This window comes from Shouchella xiaoxiensis, assembly GCF_016907895.1.
Taxonomy (GTDB): Bacteria; Bacillota; Bacilli; order Bacillales; family Bacillaceae_D; genus Shouchella; species Shouchella xiaoxiensis.
The window spans coordinates 208,428-233,911 of the sequence record NZ_JAFBCV010000004.1; the positions used below are offsets into that span (position 1 = coordinate 208,428).

Sequence of the window (25,484 nt, forward strand, 5' to 3'; positions counted from 1 at the left end):
GAGGGGTTGTAATGGAGCATGTACAACGCGTATTAGAATACAGCAAGATGAAAAAACAGCTACTTGAACATGTTGCTTCTTCTCTCGGAAGGCAGAAAATAAATGAACTAATTCCATCAGTACACTTGCAAGACGTGCAGAAAATGCAAGATGAAACAGCAGAAGCCGTTACTGTTGTTCGTCTAAAAGGTCAAATTCCTCTGGGAGGAATAAGTGATGTACGGCCTCACATTAAGCGGACCGCTATAGGTGGAGCTTTGTCCGCAACTGAACTAATGGAGATTGCATCGACTCTGTATGGCGCAAAACGAGTGAAGCACTTCTTTGAAGATTTAATTGAAGACGGACATATTGATGTTCCTTATTTATACGAGTTAGCTTCGTCCATTGAACCATTGTCTCCACTTGAAAAAGCAATTAAGCAATGTATTGATGACAACGGCTATGTATTGGATCACGCAAGCACGACGTTAAGAACGGTTCGTCAGCAGATCCGATCTTTTGAATCAAATGTTAAATCAAAGCTTGAACAAATGACACGCTCTTCTGGAACAAGAAAAATGCTGTCTGATGCCATTGTTACGATTCGTGGTGATCGTTACGTCATACCAGTAAAGCAAGAATACCGGGGCAACTTTGGTGGGATTATTCACGATCAATCTTCCTCGGGAGCAACTTTATTTATTGAACCGGCTTCGATTGTTACGCTAAACAACCAACTCACAGAAGCGAAGGTTAAAGAAAAACGAGAAATTGAACGGATTTTAACTGATCTATCAAATCAAGTAGGTGAAGAAGCAGAGGCGTTGCTCCAAAATGTTGAGACTCTGGCATCAGTTGATTTTATCTGTGCAAAAGCCTATTACGCTAGATCAATAAAGGCAATCAAACCTAAACTAAATGAAAATGGTTATTTAGATTTAAAACAGGCGCGGCATCCGTTATTGCCTGTAGATGAAGTTGTTCCTAGCGATATCTCAATCGGTGGACAAATTCGTTCTCTCGTTATAACAGGTCCAAATACAGGTGGGAAAACAGTAACCCTAAAAACAATTGGCTTGCTAACGTTAATGGCACAATCCGGTCTTCATATACCAGCTGATGACGAGACGGAACTTGCGGTTTTTGAACACATCTTTGCTGACATTGGCGATGAACAGTCGATTGAACAGAGTCTGAGCACGTTCTCTTCTCATATGAAAAACATTGTCTCCATTTTAAAAGAAATGAATGCAAACAGTTTAGTTCTATTTGATGAATTAGGAGCTGGTACTGATCCAACAGAAGGAGCGGCGCTAGCTATATCAATACTCGATTATGTCTATAAGCGGGGAGCGCTTGCAGCAGCAACCACTCACTACAGTGAATTAAAAGGCTATGCATACAATCGAGAAGGCGCACTTAATGCGAGTGTTGAATTTGATGTTGAAACATTGCGTCCAACCTATCGTTTATTAGTTGGGGTACCTGGTCGTAGTAATGCGTTCGCTATATCGAGAAGGTTAGGCTTATCAGAGGATGTCATTGAACAAGCTAAATTACAAATAGACAGCGAAGCAACACAAGTCGAGAAAATGATTGCGTCGCTCGAAGATAGCCAGAAATCTGCTGAAAAAGAAAGGAGTAAAGCGGAAACAATTCGAAAAGAAGCGGCTGTATTAAAAAGCGAATTAGAAGCCAAAGTGAAAGAATTTGACCAACTTAAAGACGGATTAATGGAAGAAGCTGAACGTAAAGCTGCCAAAGCAATTGCTGATGCAAAAGAAGAAGCCGATGTCATTATATCTGAATTAAGGGATATGCAAAAACAAGGCTTATCTGTGAAAGAGCATAAATTAATTGATGCAAAAAAACACTTAGAAGAAGCTGCCCCGAAATTACTAAATAAAAAGCAACGTCAGGTTAAGCGAGTTGCAGAAAAAGCGAAGCAGACACCTAAACCTGGTGATGAAGTGAAGGTCATTAGTTTTAACCAAAAAGGTTCTGTTATTAAACAAATTAATGAGTCCGAATTCCAAGTCCAATTAGGAATTATGAAAATGACAGTTAATGTGAATGATATGCAGGTTGTGGAAAAAGCGCCTGAACCAACGAAATCGATTACAACAATTTGGGGGAATCAAGCCCATGTGAAACCCGAACTCGATTTACGTGGAGAGCGTTATGAAGATGCGATGAGAAAAATAGAGAAATATATTGATGATGCGCTGTTAGCTGGATATCACCACGTTTCACTCATCCATGGTAAAGGCACTGGCGCTTTAAGAAAAGGGGTCAAACAATACGTAGCGAACCATCCGAGGATAAAATCTGCTCGTGATGGAGGATCAAATGAAGGTGGACTTGGCAATACCGTGGTCGAGCTCAAATAGAAAGGAATTATGTGATGGAATCTCTTTTGGCGAATGAGTGGATACAAACAATTGCCAATTACAGCGTCACCATATTAATGCTCATTGTTTTTCTTACAATCTTCGAAACGGTGACAAGTTACAATAACTGGGAAGAAATTAAGCGAGGAAATGTCGCTGTTGCGATGGCAACAGGTGGCAAGATGTTTGGAGTAGCGAATATCTTTGCTTCTTCAATCCAGCAATCTGATTCGCTTTTAACGATGCTTCTATGGGGAGCGGTAGGCTTTACTTTACTGTTGTTTAGTTATTTTATTTTTGAATTTTTAATGCCGGGATTCAAAGTCGACAAAGAAATTGCTAATGACAACCGAGCAGTAGGACTGTTATCCCTTTTGTTATCTGTTGGTCTTTCTTTTGTTATATCAGCCGGTATTAAATCGTAGAGGTGGTTTATGGAATTATTAATCAAGATTTTATATGTATGTTGTGGTCTGTTTGCTTTAGCAGGAATCGTTTTTTTGGTTCTATTCGCGTGATCAAAACCTTGTGCCTTGGCACAAGGTTTTTTTCTTTAAAGCAGATAGTCAAATTGTTTGTAAAAAAAAGAAAAAAACATTTGGAAATTGAAAGCGATTACAATACAATAGAAGATGAGGAGAACCAATTTGCGAGAGGAGCCTTAATGACGAGGAGGAGAACAATGGAGAGCATTGAAAAAAGATGGACAGAGCACTACCCGAAAGAAGTGAAGCCCTCACTTGAATACGATAACGTGCCATTACAACATTTTTTCAAAGAGTCTGCCAAGAAGTATCCAGAGCATGAAGCCGTTCATTTTCTAGGGAAGTCAATGACGTATGAGCAGTTGTATGATCAATCCTTACGATTCGCTAATCAACTAGTAAAGCTTGGTTTGAAAAAAGGGGATCGCGTAGCAATTATGTTACCTAATACCCCGCAGTCCATCATTAGTTACTACGGTGTATTAATGGCAGGGGGCATCGTTGTCCAAACAAATCCACTATATGTTGAGCGTGAGTTGCAGCATCAATTGATTGATTCACAAGCTAAGTTAATTTTATGCTTAGATTCTGTACTGCCTAGAGTCCAGAAGGTTATGGACCAAACGCCCCTTGAATTAATTATTGTGACTGGCATTGCTGATTACCTTCCTTTTCCTAAAGGCTTGCTTTTCCCATTGGTTCAAAAGAAACAAGGTATACCTAAAGTGAAAGTAGAGTATTCCGAACGAATTCTCCGCTTTACGAAATTAATCAAAGAAGGAAAACCAGTTGAAATAAACGTGGAAGTGAAGGCAGATGAACTAGCCCTTTTACAGTACACGGGAGGAACAACAGGTTTAGCGAAAGGGGTTATGTTAACGCATCGAAACTTAGTTGTAAATTCTAAGCAATGTGATTCGTGGCTGTACAAGGCTGAAGAAGCATGTGAGCGTGTTCTTGGTGTAATGCCTTTTTTCCATGTTTATGGTATGACTACAGTGATGAATGTGGCAGTGATGAAGAGTCAAACAATGGTTCTGTTACCACGATTTAATCCTGTTGATGTGTTAAAAACGATCGAGAAACAAAAGATTACGCTGTTTCCTGGCGCTCCAACAATGTATGTTGCGTTATGTAACCGCTCGGATATCGGTGACTATGATTTAACCTCTATAAAAGCGTGTATTAGCGGTGCATCTGCTCTACCTTTAGAAGTACAGCAGAAGTTCGAAAAATTAACAAATGGACGAATAGTTGAAGGATATGGATTGACAGAGACGTCACCAGTAGCTTGTGCAAATCCGATTTGGGATAAACGCAAAACCGGTAGTGTAGGTATCCCATGGCCTGATACGGAAATGATGATCTATTCTGCTGAAAAAGATGGAGAAGCGGAAATTGGTGAGATTGGAGAAGTTTTTATTAAAGGCCCTCAAGTGATGTCTGGTTATTGGAATCGACCAGAAGATACAAACCAGACATTTCATGGCGATTGGTTTAAGAGCGGTGATATGGGGCGAATGGATGACGAAGGCTATGTTTTTATTGTTGATCGCAAGAAAGAAATGATTATTGCGAGTGGTTATAATATCTACCCTCGAGAAATTGAAGAGGTACTGTACGAACATGATGATATCATTCAAGCAGCGGTAGTAGGAATTCCAGATGAGTATAGAGGAGAGACCGTTAAAGCATTTGTCGTGCTAAAACCAGATTCTTCTGTCACAAAAGAAGAGCTTGAAACGTATTGCAGAAAGAGAATGGCTGCATATAAACTGCCTCGAATCTTTGAATTTAGAAAGGAGCTACCTGCTACGCTGACAGGCAAAATATTAAAACGAGTTCTGCTCGATGAAGAAAGAGCCCAGAGTGAGGCAGTTGAAAAGAAGCAAGCATAAGTAGGAAGGTTTCTTTGCACTTGCAGGGAAACCTTTCGTTATAAGGGCGTGCTAATTGACAATCATTCTTTTTCGTACTATACTCCAATTATATGAATGAACATTCATTCATGTCTTTTGTAAGGAGCGATCGGTTTGAGTAAAAAAAGAGGTCAGAAGTATGACCAAATCATTGATGCAGCTGTTATTGTTATTGCGAAACATGGGTTTCATCAAGCGCAGGTTTCAAAGATTGCCAAAGAAGCTGGTGTGGCTGATGGAACGATCTATTTGTATTTTAAAAACAAAGAAGATATTTTGATTTCGCTCTTTCAAGAAAAAATGGGTGCTTTCGTTGAAAAAAGCAATGAGAAAATTAAGCAACAATTAACAATAGAAGAGAAGCTAAGAATCCTGACTGAATCACATTTCACTCAGCTTGAAAAAGATTTTAACTTAGCAGTTGTGACACAACTCGAACTTCGACAATCAAAAACGGAACTTCGTTTGAGGATTAATCAAGTATTAAAAGGATATTTGTCGCTTATCGACGAATTAGTTACGGAAGGAAAAATGAGTGGGGCTTTTTATTCACAGCTAGATTCCCTACTAGCAAGACAAATGATTTTTGGAACGTTAGATGAAGTCGTCTCAAACTGGGTGATGTCTGAAGGGAAATTTTCTTTGAAAGGTCAGACAAACAAGGTTCAAGAGATGCTTCTCTATGGATTATCAAGCAAAACGAGAGGAGCTGAGTAATACAAAATGGCAGAAGTTCAATTTAAGGTCGAAAGTGGCGTAGCATTTGTTACCCTTACTAGACCGCCTGCAAATGCACTTGCTCGATCCGTCATGGATCAGCTTGATCAACATTTTGAAACCGTATACAAAGACGAATCGATTCGTGCTGTTGTTCTGCACGGGGAGGGGAGGTTCTTTGCTGCGGGAGCAGATATAAAAGAATTTACAGATGTTAAAGATGATGCGGAATTTGCGAAGCTTGGTAAGAAAGGACAAGATACATTTGCTAAGATCGAGAATTCACCTAAGCCCGTCATTGCAGCTATACATGGAGCTGCTTTAGGGGGAGGGCTTGAGCTAGCGCTTGCATGTCATATCCGAATCGCTGCTGAAGGGTCAAAACTTGGTTTACCAGAATTAAACTTAGGTTTAATTCCTGGGTTTGGAGGGACGCAGCGCTTACCGAGGTTGGTTGGCAAGGCTAAAGCGCTTGAATTAATCTTAACGAGCAAGCCGTTGTCGGCAGAAGAAGCGCAATCACTTGGCCTAGTAAATCATGTAACAACAGAAGAACTCTTGTTACAGGAAGCTACGAAACTTGCAAATGTAATCGCTTTAAAAAGCCCGCTTACTGTTCAACGAGCACTTGAACTCGTTGCCTTAAGTGATCTTGAGACAGATGAGGGTTTTCAAAAAGAATTAGAGTTTTTTGGAGAAGTGTTTAAGCGTGAAGACCGAAAAGAAGGTGTTCAAGCTTTTATAGACAAAAGAAAACCTGTCTTCACAGGTAAGTAAATTCGAGGAGGCTTTTATAGTGAATATCTATGTCATTTTAAAAAGAACGTTTGATACGGAAGAAAAGATCACCATTTCCAATGGAAAAGTTCAGGAAGAAGGAGCAGAATTTATCATTAACCCTTATGATGAATACGCTGTTGAGGAAGCACTTGTATTGCGAGATGAGCATGGAGGAGAAGTGACTGTCGTTACAGTTGGGGAAGAAGAAGCGGAAAAACAACTCCGGACAGCTCTTGCAATGGGAGCCGATAAGGCTGTCTTAATCGACAAAGAAGATGTGGAAGAAAGCGATCCATACACTACAGCATCTTTGTTACATGCTTATTTAAAAGACAAAGAGGCTGATATTATCTTGGCGGGAAACGTTGCTGTTGATGGAGGCTCTGGTCAAGTAGGACCGAGGTTAGCAGAGCTTCTTGATATAACCCAAGTCACAACGATTACAAACATCACGGTAGCAGATGGGAAAGCAACAATTGTAAGAGATGTTGAAGGTGACGAAGAAACAGTTGAAGCTACGCTGCCACTGTTAGTAACGGCACAACAAGGTCTTAACGATCCTCGATACCCATCACTACCTGGAATTATGAAAGCGAAAAAGAAACCACTAGAGGTATTAGATTTAGATGATCTTGATGTGGATGAAGAGGATGTAGAGTCAAAAACAACGGTTGTCGAAGTCTATTTGCCACCTGAAAAGCAAGCAGGGAAAAAGCTTGAAGGCGAAGCGAATGAACAAGTAAAAGAGCTTGTATCGTTGTTGAAATCTGAAGCGAAAGTGATTTAAGGAGGACGAATAGATGAGCAAAAAAACGATCGTATTGGCAGAAGCACGGAATGGTGAGTTACGAAATGTTTCTTTTGAAGCAATTGCCGCAGCTAAAGAAATCGCATCTGGTGGTGAAGTTGTTGCTGTTCTTGCAGGAGATGTCGTCTCTGACATGGCTAGTCAGCTTTACGCATATGGGGCAGACAGAGTCATTGCTGTTGAAAATGAATCGTTAAAGCATTACACAACTGATGGTTATAAACAGGCTTTTCTGCAGGTGTTTGACAAAGAAAGTCCTGAAGCTGTCGTATTAGGACATACATCAATTGGAAAAGATATTGCCCCGAGATTAGCTGTTAAACTTGATGCTGCACTCTTCTCTGACGTTGTGGCAATTGAGTCAGAAGACGAGTTAACGTTTACTAGACCTATTTATTCTGGTAAAGCATTTGAGAAACGTTCAGCAGCCTCAGATGGCCCTATTATTGTAACCATTCGTCCTAATAACATTGTTGCTCAAGAAAAAGATGAAAGTGCTTCTGGAGAAGCTGAGTCTCTTTCTGTGGACGTGAAGGATTTAAGAACAATTGTTAGAGATGTAGTAAAGAAAGCAACTGGCGGTGTTGATTTATCTGAAGCGAATGTCATTGTTGCTGGTGGACGTGGTGTCAAAAGTGAAGATGGCTTTAAACCTTTACAAGAGTTGGCCGATTTATTAGGTGGCGCTGTTGGTGCGTCACGTGGAGCGTGTGACGCAGAATACTGTGACTATTCTTTACAGATTGGTCAAACAGGAAAAGTGGTTACACCAGATCTTTATTTTGCAATTGGTCTCTCCGGTGCAATTCAACACTTGGCAGGAATGTCTAACTCCAAGGTGATTGTGGCAATTAATAAAGATCCTGAAGCACCAATTTTTGAAGTTGCTGATTATGGGATTGTAGGGGATTTATTTGAAGTAGTTCCATTATTGACTGAAGAGTTAAGGAACGTACTTGTAACCAACTAAGAAGAAAGCCACTTGTGTGAGCAAGTGGCTTTCTATTTGCCCGGTTTTCGTTTATGATGAACCAACAGTGGGAACGCTAAACGATGATAGGCAATTTAGTTTCCTGCTTATAAATGAAGTGGTATACTATAGAGAATATAGTAAGAGAAAGGGGTTTTAACGCATGGCGATAATTAACGCTACTGATCAAAACTTTACAGAAGAAACTAAAGAAGGTGTCGTTCTCGTCGACTTTTGGGCACCTTGGTGTGGACCTTGTAAAATGATCGCTCCCGTACTTGAAGAATTAGACGGTGACCTTGGAGACTCAGCTAAAATTGTGAAGGTTGATGTTGATGAAAATCAAGAAACAGCTGGTAAGTTTGGCGTAATGAGCATTCCAACTCTTCTTGTGTTAAAAGATGGAGAAGTGGTTGATAAAGCAGTTGGTTTCCAACCTAAAGAAGCATTAGCAGAATTGTTAAATAAACAAATGTAATACAAAAATCCGTCTTTCACTTGAAAGGCGGATTTTTTAAAGCAAGGAGAATGAGTATGATTTTGGCTATTCAAAATAAACTAGCGCTTCTTCCCGATAAGCCTGGCTGTTACTTGATGAAAGACAAGCAGGGCATAATTATATATGTTGGCAAAGCGAAGGTGCTAAAGAACCGTGTGCGCTCGTATTTTACTGGGAGCCACGATAGCAAAACGCAGCGCCTTGTCTCTGAAATTCAAGACTTTGAATATATCGTTACATCAAGCAACATAGAAGCGCTGATTTTGGAATTAACGTTAATAAAAAAACATGATCCTAAATACAATGTCCTGCTGAAGGATGATAAATCGTTTCCTTACATTAAGATTACAAATGAAAAGCATCCACGTCTGGTCATTACTAGGCAGGTAAAAAAAGACGGTGGGAAATATTTTGGACCTTATCCAAATGCAGGTGCCGCTTCAGAAACAAAAAAACTACTCGATCGACTTTATCCCTTAAGAAAATGCCGTAAAATGCCTGAGCAGGTCTGTCTGTATTACCATATAGGTCAGTGCTTAGCGCCATGTGTTTATGACGTGAATGAGCAACAAAACCAAGAAATGGTGCAAGAAATTACAAGGTTCTTAAAAAATGGACATAGTGACATTAAAGATCAGCTGCAAATAAAGATGCATGAAGCTGCGGAAAAATTGGATTTTGAGCGTGCAAAAGAGTTGCGTGATACCATAACTCAAATGGAACAAGTCATGGAAAAGCAAAAGATGTCTTTTTCGGATCAAACAGATCGAGATGTATTTGGTTTTACTTATGACAAAGGTTGGATGTGTGTACAGGTCTTTTTTATGCGCCAAGGGCGATTAATTGAACGAGATGTATCAATCTTTCCTATTTATCAAGAGCCCACAGAAGAACTTCTTACATTTATTGCGCAGTTTTATTTAGAAAAAAATCATATAAAGCCTAAGGAAATATTTGTTTCGGAACAAGTGGATGCATCAATACTGACTGAGTTACTAGAAGTTAAAGTCCTTCAACCAAAGCGTGGGCAAAAGAAATCATTGCTTGATTTAGCGGAAGAGAATGCAGCAATCGCCTTAAAAGAGAAATTCTCTTTAATTGAGCGGGATGAAGACCGGACGATTAAAGCGGTAGAGCGCCTAGGTGAAGCCATGGGCATTCAAACACCGTACCGAATTGAAGCGTTTGATAACTCCAATATACAAGGTGTAGATCCCGTTTCCGCAATGGTGGTGTTTATTGACGGAAAACCGTTCCGGAAAGACTATCGCAAGTACAAAATCAAAACAGTCACAGGACCCGATGACTATGGATCAATGCGAGAAGTCGTAAGAAGGCGCTATTTACGCTTATTAAAAGAAGAAGCCGCTTTACCGGACTTAATTGTAATTGATGGAGGTGCGGGGCAAATTGCGGTAGCTAAAGAAATTATTGAAGACGAATTGGGACTAACGATCCCTGTTTGTGGGCTTGCAAAAGACGATAAGCACCGAACGTCTCAACTGTTGATGGGTGCGCCACCAACGGTCATTCCGCTAAAAAGAGATAGCCACGAATTTTATTTACTACAACGAATACAGGATGAAGTCCATCGATTTGCCATTACGTTTCACAGACAAACTCGATCAAAAAACTTTTTTCAATCGGCATTGGATGATATTCCAGGTGTAGGTGAAAAAAGAAAAAGAGCGTTATTAAAGGCATTTGGTTCAGTGAAAAAATTAAAAGAGGTGCCTCTCGAGGAATTGAGCAAGCACGTTCCAGCAACTATCGCCAAATCGATTTTAGAAAAACTGCAACAGCATTAAAACTGTTGCAGTTTTTATGTACCTATATAAAGTTTAAATAATAGCGGTTGGATTGATCGTCAAGGTATCTTTGCGATCAAAATGAATCGTAAACAAAATGCTGTTCTTTTTTTGAAGATAGGTTACAGCAGTTGAGACACTTGTAAGTAATTCATATGTTTCTGCCAAAAATCCCGCTTCGAGCTGATAGACTCGTTTATCCCTTTTGCCCATCCAATCTCCAATTAATTCGAAGTGCTTTTCGCTTTGTTTTTCTTTTACTTTCGTCAACTGCCCCCAGTTAGCTCTTGAAAAGAAATCAATAACCTCTTCTTCGTTTTGTACTTGTTGTTTTCTAGCAATGCTTTTACCGACCCAATAGAGCAAGTGATCATGCTCACTACCTAATACATCTTGTAAAACATCGTTACGAATTAAGTCATATCCAAACTGTAGTGCATCATCGTTATTCATAAAAAACACCTCATCATGTGAAAGAAATAGCCTGTCTCTATACTACCGTTGTTCGTCTCGTTTGTCAGCCAACTTCTGCTTAATCTCTACTAATTACCCAAAAGCGGGCCGGATGACGTAATCGATGGAAGATTCAAAACTGATTAAAATCAACAAGGAATGAATCCGTTTTCTTGACTCGAAAAAAGCCTAGGAGTAAAATGATAAGTGTCAAACAGATTTCACAGTTTAAATGATTTTTGAAAAAGGATATAAATGACCGGGAGGTTCTGCTATAAGAGAGAGATATAGTTAGAGAAACACAAAAGGGGTCTAAATAGCAAACTATCGTGGAGGGAACGTGTATGCCTAGTAATCTAGAATATTTTAACCGTAGACTGCATTCATTATTAGGAGTCATTCCAATAGGTATCTTCTTAATTCAGCATTTTATTATTAACCATTTTGCAACAAGAGGACCTGAGGCGTTTAACCAAGCTGCTCACTTTATGGAGAGCTTGCCTTTTCGCTATGCACTGGAAATTTTCATTATCTTTATTCCTATTATGTATCACGCAGTATATGGGATTTTTATTGCTTTTAAAGGAAAAAACAACACCGCAAAATACGGTTACTTTAGAAACTGGATGTTTCTTTTCCAACGCATTACCGGTGTTTTCTTAGTCATATTTATTGCTTGGCACGTGTGGGATACACGTATCGCTGCAATGATGGGACAAGAAGTAAACTATCAAATGATGGCAGATATCCTACAAAATAACTGGATGTTTGCATTTTATATCTTAGGAATTGTGTCTGCAACATTCCATTTTGCTAATGGACTTTGGTCATTCGCTGTTTCGTGGGGGATCACAGTTACGCCTCGCTCACAGAAGATCATGACATTTGTATCATTAGGTGTTTTTGCTGCTCTTACATATGTAGGGGTTGTAGCAGCTTTAGCATTTGTGTAAAAAGACTTGCGAACTTGTAGGGAGTGGACTTGATGAGTAAAGGTAGAATTGCCGTAGTAGGCGGCGGTCTAGCTGGCCTAATGGCTACAATTAAAGCAGCGGAAAAAGGTGTGCCGGTCGATCTGTTTTCAATCGTTCCGGTAAAACGTTCTCACTCTGTTTGTGCTCAAGGCGGTATTAACGGAGCTGTAAATACTAAGGGTGAAGGAGATTCACCTTATGAACATTTTGATGACAGTGTATACGGAGGGGACTTCCTCGCCAATCAACCGCCAGTAAAAGCAATGACAGAAGCAGCTCCGTCGATCATTCACTTAATGGATCGAATGGGTGTTATGTTTAACAGAACACCAGAAGGTTTGCTTGACTTCCGTCGTTTTGGAGGAACGCAACATCATCGAACAGCTTTTGCAGGAGCAACGACTGGCCAGCAGTTGCTATATGCGTTAGATGAGCAAGTGCGTCGTTATGAAGTTCAAGGACTTGTTACGAAGTACGAGGGTTGGGAATTCTTGTCGGCTATCATTGATGATGGTGTTTGTAGAGGGTTGACGGCTCAAGAACTTAATTCAGCTGAAATCAGAAGTTTCGCTGCTGATGCAGTTATTATCGCTACTGGTGGACCAGGCATTATCTTTGGGAAATCGACAAATTCAATGATTAACACGGGTTATGCCGCAGCGAAGCTTTACGAGCAAGGTGTAGCGTATGCCAACGGGGAATTTATTCAAATTCATCCAACTGCGATCCCTGGTGACGATAAACTTCGATTGATGAGTGAATCAGCACGTGGTGAAGGTGGACGAGTTTGGACGTATAAAGACGGTAAACCTTGGTATTTCCTTGAGGAAAAATATCCTGCATATGGGAACCTCGTTCCGCGTGACATTGCGACGCGTGAAATCTTCCATGTTTGTGTAGATGAAGGCCTTGGAATCAATGGCGAGAACATGGTATACCTAGACCTATCTCATAAAGATTCAAAAGAACTTGATATTAAATTAGGTGGAATTATTGAGATCTATGAGAAATTCATGGGCGACGATCCACGTAAAGTACCAATGAAAATATTCCCTGCAGTCCATTATTCAATGGGGGGCATGTGGATTGATTATGATCAAATGACAAATATACCTGGCCTGTTCGCGGCTGGAGAATGTGATTACTCACAGCACGGAGCAAATCGACTGGGAGCCAATTCGTTACTATCTGCCATATATGGCGGTATGGTTGCGGGACCTAAAGCAGTTGAATATATGAATGGATTAAATAAGTCTGCAGAAGATCTTTCAACCTCATTGTTTGAGGCAGAAGTGAAGAAAGAACAGGATAAATTTGATTCAATTTTACGGATGGATGGTACAGAAAATGCCTATGTTCTTCATAAAGAATTAGGTGAGTGGATGACAGATAATGTAACGGTTGTTCGGTACAATGATAAGCTATTAAAGACTGATGAGAAAATTCAAGAGTTAACGGAACGCTTCAAGAACATTAACATTAACGACACGGCACGATGGTCCAATCAAGGTGCTTCCTTCACTCGTCAACTGGAGGGAATGTTAAATCTGGCTCGTGTCATTACACTCGGCGCATACAATCGAAATGAGAGCCGTGGCGCTCATTACAAGCCTGATTTCCCAGAGCGTAATGATGAAGATTTCTTGAAGACAACGAAAGCCTGGTACAATCCGACAACTGGAGCACCTGACTTTGAATATGAGGAAGTTGATACTTCATTGATCAAGCCACGTAAACGTGACTATTCTCAGAAAAAGCAAGGAGCTGAAAAATAAATGAGCGAACAAACGATAACAATCATCGTGACAAGACAAGATGGTCCAGATGGTGGTTCGTATGAGGAAGAGTTTAAAGTTCCTTATCGCCAGAATTTAAATGTCATCTCTTGTTTGATGGAAATACGTAGAAATCCGGTTAATTCTAAAGGTGAAAAAACAACGCCAATTGCTTGGGATATGAACTGCTTAGAGGAAGTTTGTGGAGCTTGTTCAATGGTTATTAATGGGAAACCGCAACAATCCTGTACGGCATTAATTGATAAGTTAGCTCAACCAATTCGTTTAGAGCCAATGAAGACATTTCCTGTTGTTCGTGACCTGATGGTTGACCGAAGCAGAATGTTTGATTCATTGAAAAAAGTGAAAGCTTGGATTCCGATTGATGGCACATACGATTTAGGACCAGGACCAAGAATGCCAGAAAAACGTCGCCAATGGGCATACGAGTTGTCGAAGTGTATGACCTGTGGAGTTTGCTTAGAATCTTGTCCAAATGTAAATTCTAATTCTGAGTTTATTGGGCCAGCGGCACTTTCTCAAGTACGTTTATTCAATGCTCATCCGACAGGAGAAATGAACAAAGAAGAGCGACTTGAAGCGTTGATGGATGATGGAGGTTTATTGAACTGCGGGAATTCACAAAACTGCGTTCAGTCATGCCCGAAAGGAATTCCATTAACCACATCTATTGCATCATTGAACCGAGCAACAGCATTACAATCATTTAAAAACTTTTTTGGAAGTTATTAAAAAAATGGAGGTCGTCACTGAGACGATCTCTTTTTTTAAACAAAGGAGCAAACGTATTGAAGCGTCCACCAAGTTACATAGAGAATTATGAATCATGGGAAAAGGAATTTACTTATTATACAGATATTAAGGTCCGCTTTTCTGAAACCGATGCTTTTGGTCATGTGAATAACACAGTTGCATTTGTCTATTTTGAACAAGCACGTATTGATTTTCTTGAACAAAAAGGAATTATGAAAGAATGGCTGAAATCTGACGAGAAAAGATTAATTGTTACTGCCGATTTACAATGTAACTATCATGCTCAAATCAAGTATGGCGACCAATTGAAAATTGGTGTTAAAGTAGACTATTTAGGAACTTCTTCAATGGATGTTCACTACATTGTAAAAAAAGAAGAAGAGGTCTGTCTAACGGGTAGAGGTACAATTGTTCAAATTGATGCGGTTTCTGGAAAAGCGACACCATTTAGTGAAGCGGTAAAAACAAAATTGTCAGCTAACTAATAATTGATTAGCATATCTGTAACAGTAAAAGATAAGGCATGGCTCACTAGTGTGTGCCATGCCTTATTGTTTGCCTTAGAAGTAACATAGAAAAAGAGTCACTAAGCAGGCTGTTAAATTTGAATCTCTCCAAGTCTAATAAGTTCAATAACGGCTTGAGAGCGCCCCTTTACTCCCAGCTTTTGCATTGTGTTCGATATATGATTACGAACGGTCTTTTCACTAATAAATAAGTGATTTGCTATTTCTTTTGTCGTCTGGTCTTGGACAAGTAGTTCGAATACTTCGCGTTCCCTTTTGGTAAGCAAGGGTTTAGGTCCGAAGTCTGCTCCTTTCAATATGTTCACTCCTTCATGCCGGGCTAAGAGTTGGTTGTGAAAACCGGAAAGGCTTTAGTCAAAACAGTATATGTGTTTTTTACGAAAGGTGTGAGCCTCCATTTTTAAAATGGAAGCCCTTTAATCAAACATTCTTCAAGAAATAGGTCTCGTTCTATTATTGGGACAGAGAAGAAAATTGTCACAAAAAGTCGTTTGAGAGGTGTTTGAATAGTCTTTTCTGTTGAAAGCCCTAAAAAGGCGTGCTATAATGACGATGTTTTAATGCGGAGCTAGCAAACTCAGTCTTTTTTTAAGCGTTATACAAATAAGTTGTTAGGTCTGGCTTATTGTTGGGTACATTAAAGACAAGTACTTATAACAAACAAGACGTACATTCATACGGTTCATTAAACTATAGAAAAGAGGAATTAGAATGGCTCAAAAAACGTTTAACATTACTGCAGAAACAGGAATTCACGCTCGTCCAGCAACACAATTAGTAAATAAAGCAGGTCAATTCTCTTCTGATATTACGCTTGAATACAAAGGGAAGTCAGTAAACTTAAAGTCAATCATGGGCGTTATGTCTCTTGGTGTCGGGCAAGGTGCTGAAGTAACAATTAAAGCAGAAGGTACAGATGCTGATGATGCATTGGCTGCGATTGAAGAAGTGATTAAAGAAGGTTTAGGCGAATAATGAGTTATTTGTTAACCGGAATTGCTGCATCGTCAGGTGTAGCAATTGCCAAAGCCTTTGTACACGAAGAACCTGACTTTACAATTAAACAAAAAGAAGCAAACAATGCTGAAGCTGAAAAGAAACGTTTAGACGAAGCATTGGCTATTTCCCGTGATGAGCTAACCGCTATTAAAGAAAAGGCGTTTTCTGAACTAGGTGAAGACAAAGCAGAGATTTTCTCAGCACACTTGCTCGTTCTTAGTGATCCAGAATTGGTTGATGCGGTGAAGTCAAAAGTGGCTGAAGAATCTGTTACTGCTGAGTTCGCATTAAATGAAGTCGCTAATATGTTTATTAGTATGTTTGAAAACATGGATAATGAATACATGAAAGAACGTGCTGCAGATATTAGAGACGTGTCTCGACGTGTTCTAGGTCATTTAATGGGGATAGAAGTGGTTTCACTTGCTGCCATTACTGAACCGACCGTCATTATTGCCCATGACCTAACGCCTTCTGATACAGCGCAGCTGAATCCAGCGGTTATTAAAGGATTTGCGACAGACATTGGTGGGAGAACTTCCCATTCTGCGATTATGTCGCGTTCATTAGAAATTCCAGCTGTAGTTGGAACAAAAGAAGCAACAAAACAAGTCAAGAATGGCGTCATCGTTATTGTTGATGGTATTGATGGTCAGGTTGTTGTTGATCCAACAGACGATGAATTAAAAACATACGAAGAAAAACAAGCCATGTATGCAAAACAAAAAGAAGAGTGGGCTAAATTGGTTAATGAAAAAACATTAACGAAAGATGGTGCTCATGTAGAATTAGCTGCTAACATTGGTACACCAAAAGATCTAGACGGTGTGATTGCTAATGGAGCAGAAGGAATTGGTCTATATCGGACTGAGTTTTTATATATGGGACGAAATGAGCTTCCAAGTGAAGAAGAGCAATTCGAAGCGTATAAAGAAGTTGTTGAGCGGATGGAAAACAAACCTGTTGTTATTCGTACGCTTGATATCGGTGGCGATAAGGAATTACCATACCTTGACCTCCCGGAAGAACTTAATCCGTTCTTAGGCTTCAGGGCTATTCGTTTATGCCTTGAGCAACAAGATTTATTTCGTGTTCAATTAAGAGCACTCCTTCGGGCTAGTGCTTATGGTAACCTGAAAATTATGTTCCCGATGATTGCGACGCTTGAAGAACTTCGCAGTGCGAAACAATTGTTAAGCGAAGAGAAAGACAAGCTTCTAGCTGAAGGGGTAAAAGTTGCTGAAGAAATGGAAGTAGGTATAATGGTCGAGATTCCTTCTACGGCTGTAGCTGCTCCTCAGTTTGCAAAAGAAGTTGACTTCTTTAGTATTGGAACAAATGATTTAATTCAATATACAATGGCTGCTGACCGCATGAATGAGCGTGTCTCGTACTTGTATCAACCATATCACCCTGCTGTTTTACGCTTAATTGACATGGTCATTAAAGCTGCACACGCAGAAGGGAAATGGACGGGTATGTGTGGAGAAATGGCAGGAGACGAGATTGCGATCCCGCTCTTACTTGGTTTAGGTCTAGACGAATTTAGTATGAGTGCAACCTCCATTCTTCCAGCAAGAAGTCAGCTTACTCATCTTTCAAGAGAAGAATTAGCTGATTTTGCTCAACAAGCATTAATGGAAGATACTTCAGAAGCAGTTGAGCAATTAGTGACTAAGCATTATTCGATAGGTTAAATCCTTGTATGAATGTTGAACAGAGAGTGGCGATTTAAGCCACTCTCTGTTTTTGTTGCTTTATTGATAAAACTGACGGTTGATATCAAGTAACTTTCTTAGGTACAATAAAAGGGAATTGCATAAAAAATGGAGGTGCATTAGATTGGAAAAACCTTATGACATGGAACATCGCCAGTTCGAAGATATTGAAAAATCATTGCGAAAAGTGGCGGATTTGGTGAGGCAGAAAGGAAGAGAGATACTTGCTCACTTTCCAATTACGCCCCCTCAATTTGTCGCACTGCAATGGTTAAATGAATATGGTGATATGACCATAGGGGAACTTTCTGACCGAATGCATCTTGCTTGCAGTACAACGACAGATTTAATTGACCGAATGGAAAAGAATGAGTTGGTTAATCGAGTTAAAGATGAACAAGACCGAAGAGTTGTTCGAATTCATTTGAAAGATAAAGGTCAAACCATTATTCGTGAAGTAATAAAAAAGCGCCAAACTTATTTAGCAGAAATGCTTGAAGACTTCTCTTGCGAACAAGTAGATGTGCTTGAAGAGAATTTGAGCCTTCTTCTAAAAACAATGAAGTCAAAGCGAGAAAGCGTTCGCTCGTAAGTTGGTGACTTAGAACAGAGAAAGCTTTATTGTTCTAAAGGAGAGTAGAAATGAATGGATAGACCGATTGGAGTAATCGATTCTGGTTTTGGAGGACTGACGGTAGCAAAAGAAATTATGCGCCAGCTACCTAAAGAGAAAATCGTGTACATCGGTGACTCAGCCCGGTGCCCATATGGTCCAAGATCAACAGAAGAGGTTAGACAATTTACATGGGAAATGATTTATGAACTGTTAAATAAACAAGTTAAAATGATTGTCATTGCCTGTAATACGGCAACGGCTGTCGTGCTTGAAGAAGCTCGGATCGCTTTGGAAATCCCCGTAATCGGGGTCATTCAGCCAGGGGCAGTGAGAGCAATGCAAACAACGAAAAATCAGCACATCGCGGTTATAGGGACTACAGGCACCATATCGAGTCATGCGTATACTTCTGCATTAACTGCAATTAGTGAAGATGTTCAAGTTGAAAGTTTAGCTTGTCCTTTATTCGTGCCTTTAGTTGAACAAGGAATTCTGAATGGGCAAGAGGCAGAACAAATTGTTGCTACTTCATTGGAACCTCTAGCTGATTCCTTATTTGACACACTGATATTAGGATGTACACATTACCCATTGTTAAAACCTGTGATTGAAAAAGCAATGCCAAATCATGTTCATGTCATTTCTTCAGGTGAAGAAACCGCACGAGAAGTAAGTAGTTTACTGCATTACCATAACTTAAACCGTACAGCAGCGTGCCCACCTATTCATCGTTTTTATACAACTGGGGAGGCGGAGCCTTTTCGGGAGTTTGCGGAACGGTGGCTAACGATCAATGCGCAGAATGTGGATACGATTTCTCTCAAAAGAGGATTGGCGAATCGGGTAGGTCTAAAATGGTAAATCAATTTTTTTGAGTGAAATGCTTTATGTTTTTGAGTAAGCCGTGTATGCTAGATGTATACTTAAGATATCGTGACTATTGGTTTTCCGGTAGTCTTAAATAAAAAGGAGTGTCAAGGAAATGGCTTTTGTTATTTTAAGTCCGTGTATCGGAGAAAAAGCGGGCGAATGTGTTGATGTATGCCCAGTTGATTGTATTGAAGAAGGAGAAGATCAGTACTATATTAATCCAGATATTTGTATTGACTGTGGCGCTTGTCAAGGCGTTTGTCCAGTAGATGCAATCGTGGAAGAATATGAAATGGCGCCAGAGGATCAAAAATTTCTCAAAAAAGCGGAAGACTTCTTCGGAATCGAGTAAGAAAAAAAGAGTCCAATTGATGAATTGGACTCTTTTTCTTTTGGAAAGCTAGACTTTTAAATGTGTTTTTGTATAATAGTGTAGTGGAACGAAATGAAGCACAGATGTCATTGAATAGGTAAGACACCTACACATTGTATCTTGCAAATATAAGGAGATAGGTGAGCACATGGAAAACGACTTTCGCGTACTATTGTATTACCATTACACAACAATTGAGGATCCAGAGCAATTCGCTCAAGACCATTTAGCTTTTTGTAAGCAAAATGATCTTAAGGGAAGAATACTTGTTGCGAATGAAGGGATTAACGGCACAGTTTCAGGCCTGAAAAAGGATACAGATCAATATAAATTAGCAATGGAAAGCGATCCTTTATTTGAAGGGATTGTTTTTAAAGAAGACGTGGAATCTGGACATGTTTTTAAAAAAATGCATGTACGTCCTCGAGCTGAGCTTGTTACATTACGTTTAAACGAAGAAGACATTGATCCTCGTCAACTAACAGGTAAATACCTTTCTCCAGTTGAGTGGAAAGAAGCGATGCAACAGGAAGATACGGTTGTAATTGATGCGCGTAATGATTATGAATACGATGTCGGTCACTTTAGAGGAGCTGTTCGTCCAGATATAAAAACGTTTCGTGATTTACCTGAATGGATTAGAGACAATAAAGAGCAATTTGAAAACAAGAAAATATTAACGTACTGTACCGGAGGAATTCGCTGCGAGAAGTTTTCTGGCTGGTTAAAGCAAGAAGGGTTTGAAGACGTATCACAGCTCCATGGAGGAATCGTCTCTTATGGAAAAGACCAAGAGGTACAAGGGGACCTCTGGGATGGACAATGTTATGTTTTTGACGAACGATTAACTGTACCTATTAATCACGTTAATCCATCGATTGTCGGGAAAGATTACTTTGATGGAACGCCATGTGAACGCTATGTAAATTGCGCAAACCCAGAATGTAACAAGCAAATTCTTGCATCTGAAGAAAATGAGCATAAATATGTTCGTGGCTGTACACCAGAGTGTCGAGTACACCCACGTAACCTTTATATAAAGGAACAACAGTTATCTCCAGAACAGCATCAGGAAAGACTTGAAGTAATTGGAGAAAACCTCCCAGTGCGTTCATAAATTGATGAAAACACCTTATTAATAAGGTGTTTTTTTTATTTTATGAACAAGCTGGTCTAATTCAAGAATATGCTCGTATACATAGAAGTACAACCATTCTGGGAGGGAAAGCAATGCGTAAACTAGTCGGAATTAGCGTGCCTTTTATCGTTGTACTAACACTAACTGTAGGTTGTTCGCAAGGACCAGAAGAACCAGCAGTTACGCTAGACAATCCACCAATTACTTATTCAAGCAATGATCTAGAGGAAAATGAAGGTGATGAAGCAAATGAAGAATTGAATCAAGATGAGGATGAGGAAAGTAGCGAAAATGAGGCAACGCCAGATACAGGAACAGAATCGCAGAATATGCGTGAATTGTATTTAATTGATGCAAATGGGATGGTTGTGCCGCAAACAGTCACTTTACCTAAAACAGAAAGTCTAATGAAGCAGTCACTTGAATACCTTGTTGTTGATGGCCCGTTACAAGATGTTTTACCGAACGGTTTTCGCGGTGTCATACCTGCAGGAACCACTGTAGATGTGAACCATTTAAAAGAAGACAAAATTGCAATTGCCAATTTCTCTGGTGAATTCAATGATTATAATCCGGATGATGAGAAACAAATTTTTGAGTCCATTACATGGACGTTAACCCAATTTGAAGAGGTTGATGAAGTCAAGATTCAGATAAATGGAATTGAATTAGAGGAAATGCCAATGAGTGAAACGTCGATTGTCGGGAATTTAACACGAGCTGATGGAATTAATTTAGACTCTGGCGATGTTATTGATATGACGAATAGTCAAGATGTTACACTCTATTTTTTAAGTTCACATGAGAATCAAGCCTACTATGTTCCAGTAACAAGACGAGTAGAGAATGTCGAGAGTGAATTAGCGACCGCTATTGAAGAATTGACTGAAGGTCCTAATTTTCCAATGTCGAATCTACTAACACAAATGACGACAGAAATGGAGTTATTAGAAGAACCGACGCTTGATGACGGGAAAGTTGTATTGAATTTTAACGAAGCCATTCAAACGATTGCTGGAGAAAACGCGGTTATTGCGCAAAGTATTTTAGATACCATTGCATTAACATTAACAGAACAAGAAGGTGTGGAAGAAGTCTCCATTCAAGTCAATGGAGAAGACACTATTTATTCGGAGAATGGAAACGTAATTGAAACCGTTGTCCGCCCAGCAATTATAAATGCTCAACCACTATAAGAATGGGGAGAGGACTTGCGTACTGCAGGTCCTCTTTTTATTATGGTATACTTAATGTCGATTATTTTTAGGCTTCTCGGTCTGAAGAGGAGGAGAGTGTTATGAGGAAAGATGGAAGAGCAAAACACGAATTAAGGCATATTGAGATTGTCCCGCATTTTACAAAGCATGCGGAAGGTTCGGTGTTAATAACGGTAGGTGAAACAAAAGTTATTTGTACTGCTTCAATAGAAAATAAAGTTCCGCCTTTTTTAAGAGGACAAAAAAAAGGTTGGCTCACAGCAGAGTACTCAATGTTACCGAGAGCGACGGAACAGCGTACGATTCGTGAGGCAACAAAAGGGAAAGTCACTGGACGTACAATGGAGATACAACGTTTAATTGGTCGTGCGCTTCGAGCTGTTATTGATCTAGAAAAGCTTGGTGAACGAACGATCTGGATTGATTGTGATGTGATTCAAGCAGATGGAGGAACAAGGGCAGCAGCAATTACTGGTGCTTACACAGCTATGGTTTTGGCATTAACAAAAGAGAAGAGTTATGTAGAATGGCCAATCACTGATTATCTTGCAGCTGTATCTGTTGGGCTTCATCCTGATGGTGGTCCCATATGTGATCTAGATTATAAAGAAGACTCAGACGTTGATGTAGACATGAATGTTGTTCAAACAGGAAACGGGCGTTATGTTGAAATTCAAGGAAGTGGAGAAGAAGCAGTATTTTCTCGTACGGAAATGAATGATTTACTTGATCTAGCGGAAAATGGGATTAGAGAGCTAATCCACTATCAAAAAGCTCATCTCGGTGAAGCGAATGGCTGGATTGAAAGGAGCTACGGCTAATGAGGAAGGAATTGGTTATTGCAACCTCTAATAAAGGAAAAATAAAGGAATTTAAAACATTGTTTGCGGGTATGTATGAGGTAAAATCATTACTTGATTATCCTGAAGTACCGGAGATTATCGAAGATGGCGATACATTTAAAGCAAACGCTGCGAAAAAAGCGGAAACGCTAGCAGCTTATTTAAATCAAAACGTGTTAGCAGATGATTCAGGCCTATCGATTGATGCTTTAAATGGAGAACCAGGCGTTTTTTCGGCACGCTATGCAGGCACGCATAAAAGCGATGCGGATAATATGGCTAAGGTACTTTCAAAATTAGCCGAGGTCCCTGAGGAAAATAGGATTGCGCGATTCACTTGTATGATGGCCATTGCCGAACCAGGTAAAGAGACGCTTTTTTTTGAAGGACAAGTAGAAGGAATTATTGCAACTGAAGCGAGAGGCACAAATGGGTTTGGTTATGATCCAATCTTTCTTGTACCAGCATATGGGCAAACAATGGCTGAGCTAACATCTGAGTTAAAAAACAAAATAAGCCATCGTGCAGATGCAATAAGACAGGTGAAAAACTATTTACTTGGAGGCTGAAATGACTATTTTAGTATTGAGCGACAGTCACGGATGGAAAGAGGAATTAAAGCCAATCATCGAGCGCCATCGTCAATCTGTTGATACAATTGTGCATGCTGGGGACTCGGAATTAGACCAAGATGCTCCTGAGTTAGAAGGTGTACAAGTAGTAGCAGGAAACTGTGACTACCTCACTTCTTTTCCAAATGAAATTGAGCTAAATTGGAAGAACGAAAGGATTCTTGTCACACATGGCCACCTTGAAGGTGTGAAACAATCCTTAAAATCACTAGTAATAAAAGCAAAACAAAAAGGGGTTTCAACGGTTGTTTATGGACATACGCATATTGCAAAAGCTGAAATGATAGACGGCATACTTTGCATAAACCCAGGTAGCGTTAGGTTGCCTAAAGGAAATTTTGACGGATCTTATTGCGTAATTGAACATAAAACCAATCGTGTCGATGTGACCTATTTCTCACTAGCTGGTAAGCGCATACCTGAACTAAGTAATTACTTTCATTTGTAAAAGATTGTTTTCAAATAGCAATTAAAATGAAAGAAATATGGTTGACAATTCTATAGGAATGATGTATATTTATAAGCGTCGCAATAAGTTGTTGTGACGCTACTTATACATAAAATAGTGAATCCTTGCGGGTGTAGTTTAGTGGTAAAACCTCAGCCACGAGCGGTGCATCTCTGAGAGAACAACGAGTTGTCTCGACGAGTATACTTCCTTAAGAAGCTAGAAGAGGAAGAGACATGTTTGTGCGTTAACTAGTTATAGAAACAAGTAAAACAAAATGCGGGTGTAGTTTAGTGGTAAAACCTCAGCCTTCCAAGCTGATGATGTGAGTTCGATTCTCATCACCCGCTCCATAATCTGTCCCAGTAGCTCAGCAGGATAGAGCAACGGCCTTCTAAGCCGTCGGTCGGGAGTTCGAATCTCTCCTGGGACGTAGAAAAAAACCTTTATGAAAATAAAGGTTTTTTTGTTGTTAACAATTCTGTTCTTCTCTCCAAGCTTGAAAATCAGGTAACGCTTCATAATAGTTAGCCATCGTTGATTTTTTACAATAATGAATGACCCAAGGGCAGACTTGATGAGCAACACCAACATCATAGCCGTGTTGTTGGAATAATAAACATTGACTAACGTCATAAAAATGCCAGCCATTAAAACGTTCAAGCCAATCGATGTCGTATTGTGTTGCTAGGAGCAGACCGTCAACAGCTTCTGCTTTCTCATACATATAGGTAGCTTCTGTGCAGCTTGTTTGGCTAAAGGTTTCTCTTGCTTCGATGATTTTGCCAACTTTATTTGTTATAGGCGTATTCCACCACATGCCATGCGACGGAAGCTTAATGGAGCCAATGACACCAAATAGCCCGAGCCGGGGATTAGTCTCAAATAAATAAAGTAGATCAAATAAAAAAGTGGGGTTAATAATAAATGCATCCTGATGCAGATAGACTTTAAAGCGACCATTGCTTTTTTTCTTGCCTTGATTATAGCCTTCTGTCATTGATTTTGCACCACGAATAGGGATCGTTTCAATCCTCGTTTCTTGCGGTACAATCAACTGATGAATATGGGCTAAGCACTGCTTGTATAATCCTTCGTCTGAAACGCATGAAATAAAGCTGATTGTCTCCATTATCCACCTCTTCTTTCGGCATACTGGATAAAACCAAGTATGTCGTTAGAAAGCAAGTGAGGTACTGCTTGGCGCACCTCATCATCTGACCAGCACCACCATTTTATTGTCAGTAGCGAAGCGATTACTTGATCGCTAAATCGTTTTTTAATAAACGTAGCAGGGTTACCCGCTACAATGGAGTAAGGTTCGACATCTTTAGTGACTACCGCGTTTGCTCCAATAACGGCACCATCTCCTATGGTCACTCCTGATAATAAGACAGCTCCACTTGCAATCCATACATCATTGCCAATGATAATATTGCCTTTACTTGCTGGATGACCAGTGTTTTTTACTATATCAGAATAGAGAATGTTAAATGGATACGTTGTTACCCAATCGGTTCTGTGGTCAGCTCCGAGTAAAATGCGAACTCCTGCTGCAATAGAGCAGTACTTCCCAATTTTTAAGGTGACGTCGTCTACTAAATCAAGTATGTCAATTGGGGAGCCGTAAGAGTAATCACCTATATCATAAGATTGAAGGTTAGTGTGTTGGTTTAAAAAAAGCACAAAGTGCCCTCCTTCTTCTAACGTCGTTAAAAGATATGCAGCAGGGTAACAGATTATGAAAACGGAATACATCACTAAAAACGC

General features: G+C 39.8%; 27 protein-coding genes and 2 tRNA genes. 25 read left to right on the plus strand and 4 right to left on the minus strand.

Features of this window, described 5'->3' with window-relative positions:
* Positions 1–11: 11 nt before the first annotated feature.
* The 9 genes from JOC54_RS08595 to uvrC all read left to right on the plus strand — a co-directional run bounded on the left by JOC54_RS08595 (position 12) and on the right by uvrC (position 10,358).
* Positions 12–2,372 carry an endonuclease MutS2 gene (locus JOC54_RS08595; protein ID WP_204465707.1) on the plus strand — a complete coding sequence of 787 codons (2,361 nt, stop codon included), beginning with the start codon at positions 12–14 and terminating at the stop codon, positions 2,370–2,372.
* A gap of 14 nt (positions 2,373–2,386) precedes the next feature.
* Positions 2,387–2,797: a DUF350 domain-containing protein gene (locus JOC54_RS08600; protein ID WP_035419785.1), complete on the plus strand. Its 411-nt coding sequence runs from the start codon at positions 2,387–2,389 to the stop codon at positions 2,795–2,797.
* Positions 2,798–3,054: 257 nt separating this feature from the next.
* Complete coding sequence (locus JOC54_RS08605; protein WP_204465708.1) at positions 3,055–4,755, plus strand: long-chain-fatty-acid--CoA ligase; 1,701 nt, start codon at positions 3,055–3,057, stop codon at positions 4,753–4,755.
* 135 nt (positions 4,756–4,890) lie between these two features.
* The gene (gene fadR / locus JOC54_RS08610) at positions 4,891–5,493 is read left to right on the plus strand and encodes a fatty acid metabolism transcriptional regulator FadR (protein ID WP_204465709.1); all 603 of its coding nucleotides are present in this window, start codon (positions 4,891–4,893) and stop codon (positions 5,491–5,493) included.
* A gap of 6 nt (positions 5,494–5,499) precedes the next feature.
* Entirely contained in the window at positions 5,500–6,270 is a 771-nt protein-coding gene (locus JOC54_RS08615; protein WP_204465710.1) for an enoyl-CoA hydratase, read from the plus strand.
* 19 nt (positions 6,271–6,289) lie between these two features.
* Positions 6,290–7,060: an electron transfer flavoprotein subunit beta/FixA family protein gene (locus JOC54_RS08620; RefSeq protein WP_204465712.1), complete on the plus strand. Its 771-nt coding sequence runs from the start codon at positions 6,290–6,292 to the stop codon at positions 7,058–7,060.
* Between the two features lie 13 nt (positions 7,061–7,073).
* Positions 7,074–8,051, plus strand: a complete 978-nt coding sequence (locus JOC54_RS08625) for an electron transfer flavoprotein subunit alpha/FixB family protein (protein ID WP_204465714.1) — start codon at positions 7,074–7,076, stop codon at positions 8,049–8,051.
* 163 nt (positions 8,052–8,214) lie between these two features.
* Entirely contained in the window at positions 8,215–8,529 is a 315-nt protein-coding gene (gene trxA / locus JOC54_RS08630; RefSeq protein WP_035419772.1) for a thioredoxin, read from the plus strand.
* Between the two features lie 56 nt (positions 8,530–8,585).
* A complete protein-coding gene (uvrC, locus tag JOC54_RS08635; RefSeq protein WP_204465717.1) occupies positions 8,586–10,358 on the plus strand; it encodes an excinuclease ABC subunit UvrC in 1,773 nt (590 codons plus the stop codon).
* 33 nt (positions 10,359–10,391) lie between these two features.
* On the opposite strand, the gene JOC54_RS08640 is transcribed toward uvrC, so the two are convergent.
* Positions 10,392–10,811: a YslB family protein gene (locus tag JOC54_RS08640; protein ID WP_035419770.1), complete on the minus strand. Its 420-nt coding sequence runs from the start codon at positions 10,809–10,811 to the stop codon at positions 10,392–10,394.
* Positions 10,812–11,155: 344 nt separating this feature from the next.
* On the opposite strand from JOC54_RS08640, the gene JOC54_RS08645 reads away from it, so the two are divergent.
* Genes JOC54_RS08645 through JOC54_RS08660 form a run of 4 tightly spaced genes read left to right on the plus strand, consistent with a single transcriptional unit; the run spans position 11,156 to position 14,819 of the window.
* On the plus strand, positions 11,156–11,764 hold the full coding sequence (locus JOC54_RS08645; protein WP_035419769.1) for a succinate dehydrogenase cytochrome b558 subunit: 609 nt from the start codon (positions 11,156–11,158) through the stop codon (positions 11,762–11,764).
* A gap of 32 nt (positions 11,765–11,796) precedes the next feature.
* Positions 11,797–13,560 (plus strand): succinate dehydrogenase flavoprotein subunit, encoded by a 1,764-nt coding sequence (gene sdhA, locus JOC54_RS08650; protein ID WP_204465719.1) that lies wholly within the window; start codon positions 11,797–11,799, stop codon positions 13,558–13,560.
* Positions 13,561–14,313 carry a succinate dehydrogenase iron-sulfur subunit gene (gene sdhB, locus JOC54_RS08655; protein WP_035419767.1) on the plus strand — a complete coding sequence of 251 codons (753 nt, stop codon included), beginning with the start codon at positions 13,561–13,563 and terminating at the stop codon, positions 14,311–14,313. It abuts the gene before it with no gap.
* 56 nt (positions 14,314–14,369) lie between these two features.
* Entirely contained in the window at positions 14,370–14,819 is a 450-nt protein-coding gene (locus tag JOC54_RS08660) for an acyl-CoA thioesterase (protein WP_204465721.1), read from the plus strand.
* A gap of 113 nt (positions 14,820–14,932) precedes the next feature.
* Here JOC54_RS08660 and JOC54_RS08665 read toward each other — a convergent pair whose 3' ends face one another.
* Positions 14,933–15,157 carry a helix-turn-helix domain-containing protein gene (locus JOC54_RS08665; protein WP_035398135.1) on the minus strand — a complete coding sequence of 75 codons (225 nt, stop codon included), beginning with the start codon at positions 15,155–15,157 and terminating at the stop codon, positions 14,933–14,935.
* Between the two features lie 415 nt (positions 15,158–15,572).
* On the opposite strand from JOC54_RS08665, the gene JOC54_RS08670 reads away from it, so the two are divergent.
* From JOC54_RS08670 to JOC54_RS08725, 12 genes are all read left to right on the plus strand, one after another.
* Positions 15,573–15,836 carry a phosphocarrier protein HPr gene (locus JOC54_RS08670; protein ID WP_035419762.1) on the plus strand — a complete coding sequence of 88 codons (264 nt, stop codon included), beginning with the start codon at positions 15,573–15,575 and terminating at the stop codon, positions 15,834–15,836.
* Positions 15,836–17,557 carry a phosphoenolpyruvate--protein phosphotransferase gene (gene ptsP, locus JOC54_RS08675; protein ID WP_204465725.1) on the plus strand — a complete coding sequence of 574 codons (1,722 nt, stop codon included), beginning with the start codon at positions 15,836–15,838 and terminating at the stop codon, positions 17,555–17,557. Before JOC54_RS08670 ends, ptsP begins: the two co-directional genes overlap by 1 nt.
* Before the next feature lie 163 nt (positions 17,558–17,720).
* Positions 17,721–18,170 carry a MarR family winged helix-turn-helix transcriptional regulator gene (locus JOC54_RS08680; protein ID WP_204465864.1) on the plus strand — a complete coding sequence of 150 codons (450 nt, stop codon included), beginning with the start codon at positions 17,721–17,723 and terminating at the stop codon, positions 18,168–18,170.
* 54 nt (positions 18,171–18,224) lie between these two features.
* Positions 18,225–19,055, plus strand: a complete 831-nt coding sequence (racE, locus tag JOC54_RS08685; protein WP_204465728.1) for a glutamate racemase — start codon at positions 18,225–18,227, stop codon at positions 19,053–19,055.
* 121 nt (positions 19,056–19,176) lie between these two features.
* The gene (gene fdxA / locus JOC54_RS08690) at positions 19,177–19,416 is read left to right on the plus strand and encodes a 4Fe-4S ferredoxin (protein ID WP_035419759.1); all 240 of its coding nucleotides are present in this window, start codon (positions 19,177–19,179) and stop codon (positions 19,414–19,416) included.
* Between the two features lie 169 nt (positions 19,417–19,585).
* Positions 19,586–20,554 (plus strand): oxygen-dependent tRNA uridine(34) hydroxylase TrhO, encoded by a 969-nt coding sequence (gene trhO, locus JOC54_RS08695; RefSeq protein WP_204465732.1) that lies wholly within the window; start codon positions 19,586–19,588, stop codon positions 20,552–20,554.
* A gap of 113 nt (positions 20,555–20,667) precedes the next feature.
* Positions 20,668–21,771, plus strand: a complete 1,104-nt coding sequence (locus tag JOC54_RS08700) for a GerMN domain-containing protein (RefSeq protein ID WP_204465739.1) — start codon at positions 20,668–20,670, stop codon at positions 21,769–21,771.
* Between the two features lie 101 nt (positions 21,772–21,872).
* A complete protein-coding gene (rph, locus tag JOC54_RS08705) occupies positions 21,873–22,613 on the plus strand; it encodes a ribonuclease PH (protein WP_204465740.1) in 741 nt (246 codons plus the stop codon).
* Entirely contained in the window at positions 22,613–23,203 is a 591-nt protein-coding gene (locus JOC54_RS08710; RefSeq protein ID WP_035419755.1) for an XTP/dITP diphosphatase, read from the plus strand. The genes rph and JOC54_RS08710 overlap by 1 nt, the downstream gene beginning before the upstream one ends.
* Before the next feature lies 1 nt (position 23,204).
* Entirely contained in the window at positions 23,205–23,714 is a 510-nt protein-coding gene (locus tag JOC54_RS08715; RefSeq protein ID WP_054793203.1) for a metallophosphoesterase family protein, read from the plus strand.
* A 279-nt stretch (positions 23,715–23,993) separates the two neighbouring features.
* Positions 23,994–24,067 (plus strand) — tRNA-Gly (locus JOC54_RS08720).
* Between the two features lie 6 nt (positions 24,068–24,073).
* Positions 24,074–24,147, plus strand: a tRNA-Arg gene (locus tag JOC54_RS08725).
* Positions 24,148–24,186: 39 nt separating this feature from the next.
* Here JOC54_RS08725 and JOC54_RS08730 read toward each other — a convergent pair.
* Both JOC54_RS08730 and JOC54_RS23165 read right to left on the minus strand, forming a co-directional pair.
* Positions 24,187–24,846 carry a glycosyltransferase family protein gene (locus JOC54_RS08730; protein ID WP_204465741.1) on the minus strand — a complete coding sequence of 220 codons (660 nt, stop codon included), beginning with the start codon at positions 24,844–24,846 and terminating at the stop codon, positions 24,187–24,189.
* Complete coding sequence (locus JOC54_RS23165) at positions 24,846–25,400, minus strand: CatB-related O-acetyltransferase (RefSeq protein ID WP_367617779.1); 555 nt, start codon at positions 25,398–25,400, stop codon at positions 24,846–24,848. The genes JOC54_RS08730 and JOC54_RS23165 overlap by 1 nt, the downstream gene beginning before the upstream one ends.
* Between the last annotated feature and the right edge of the window lie 84 nt (positions 25,401–25,484).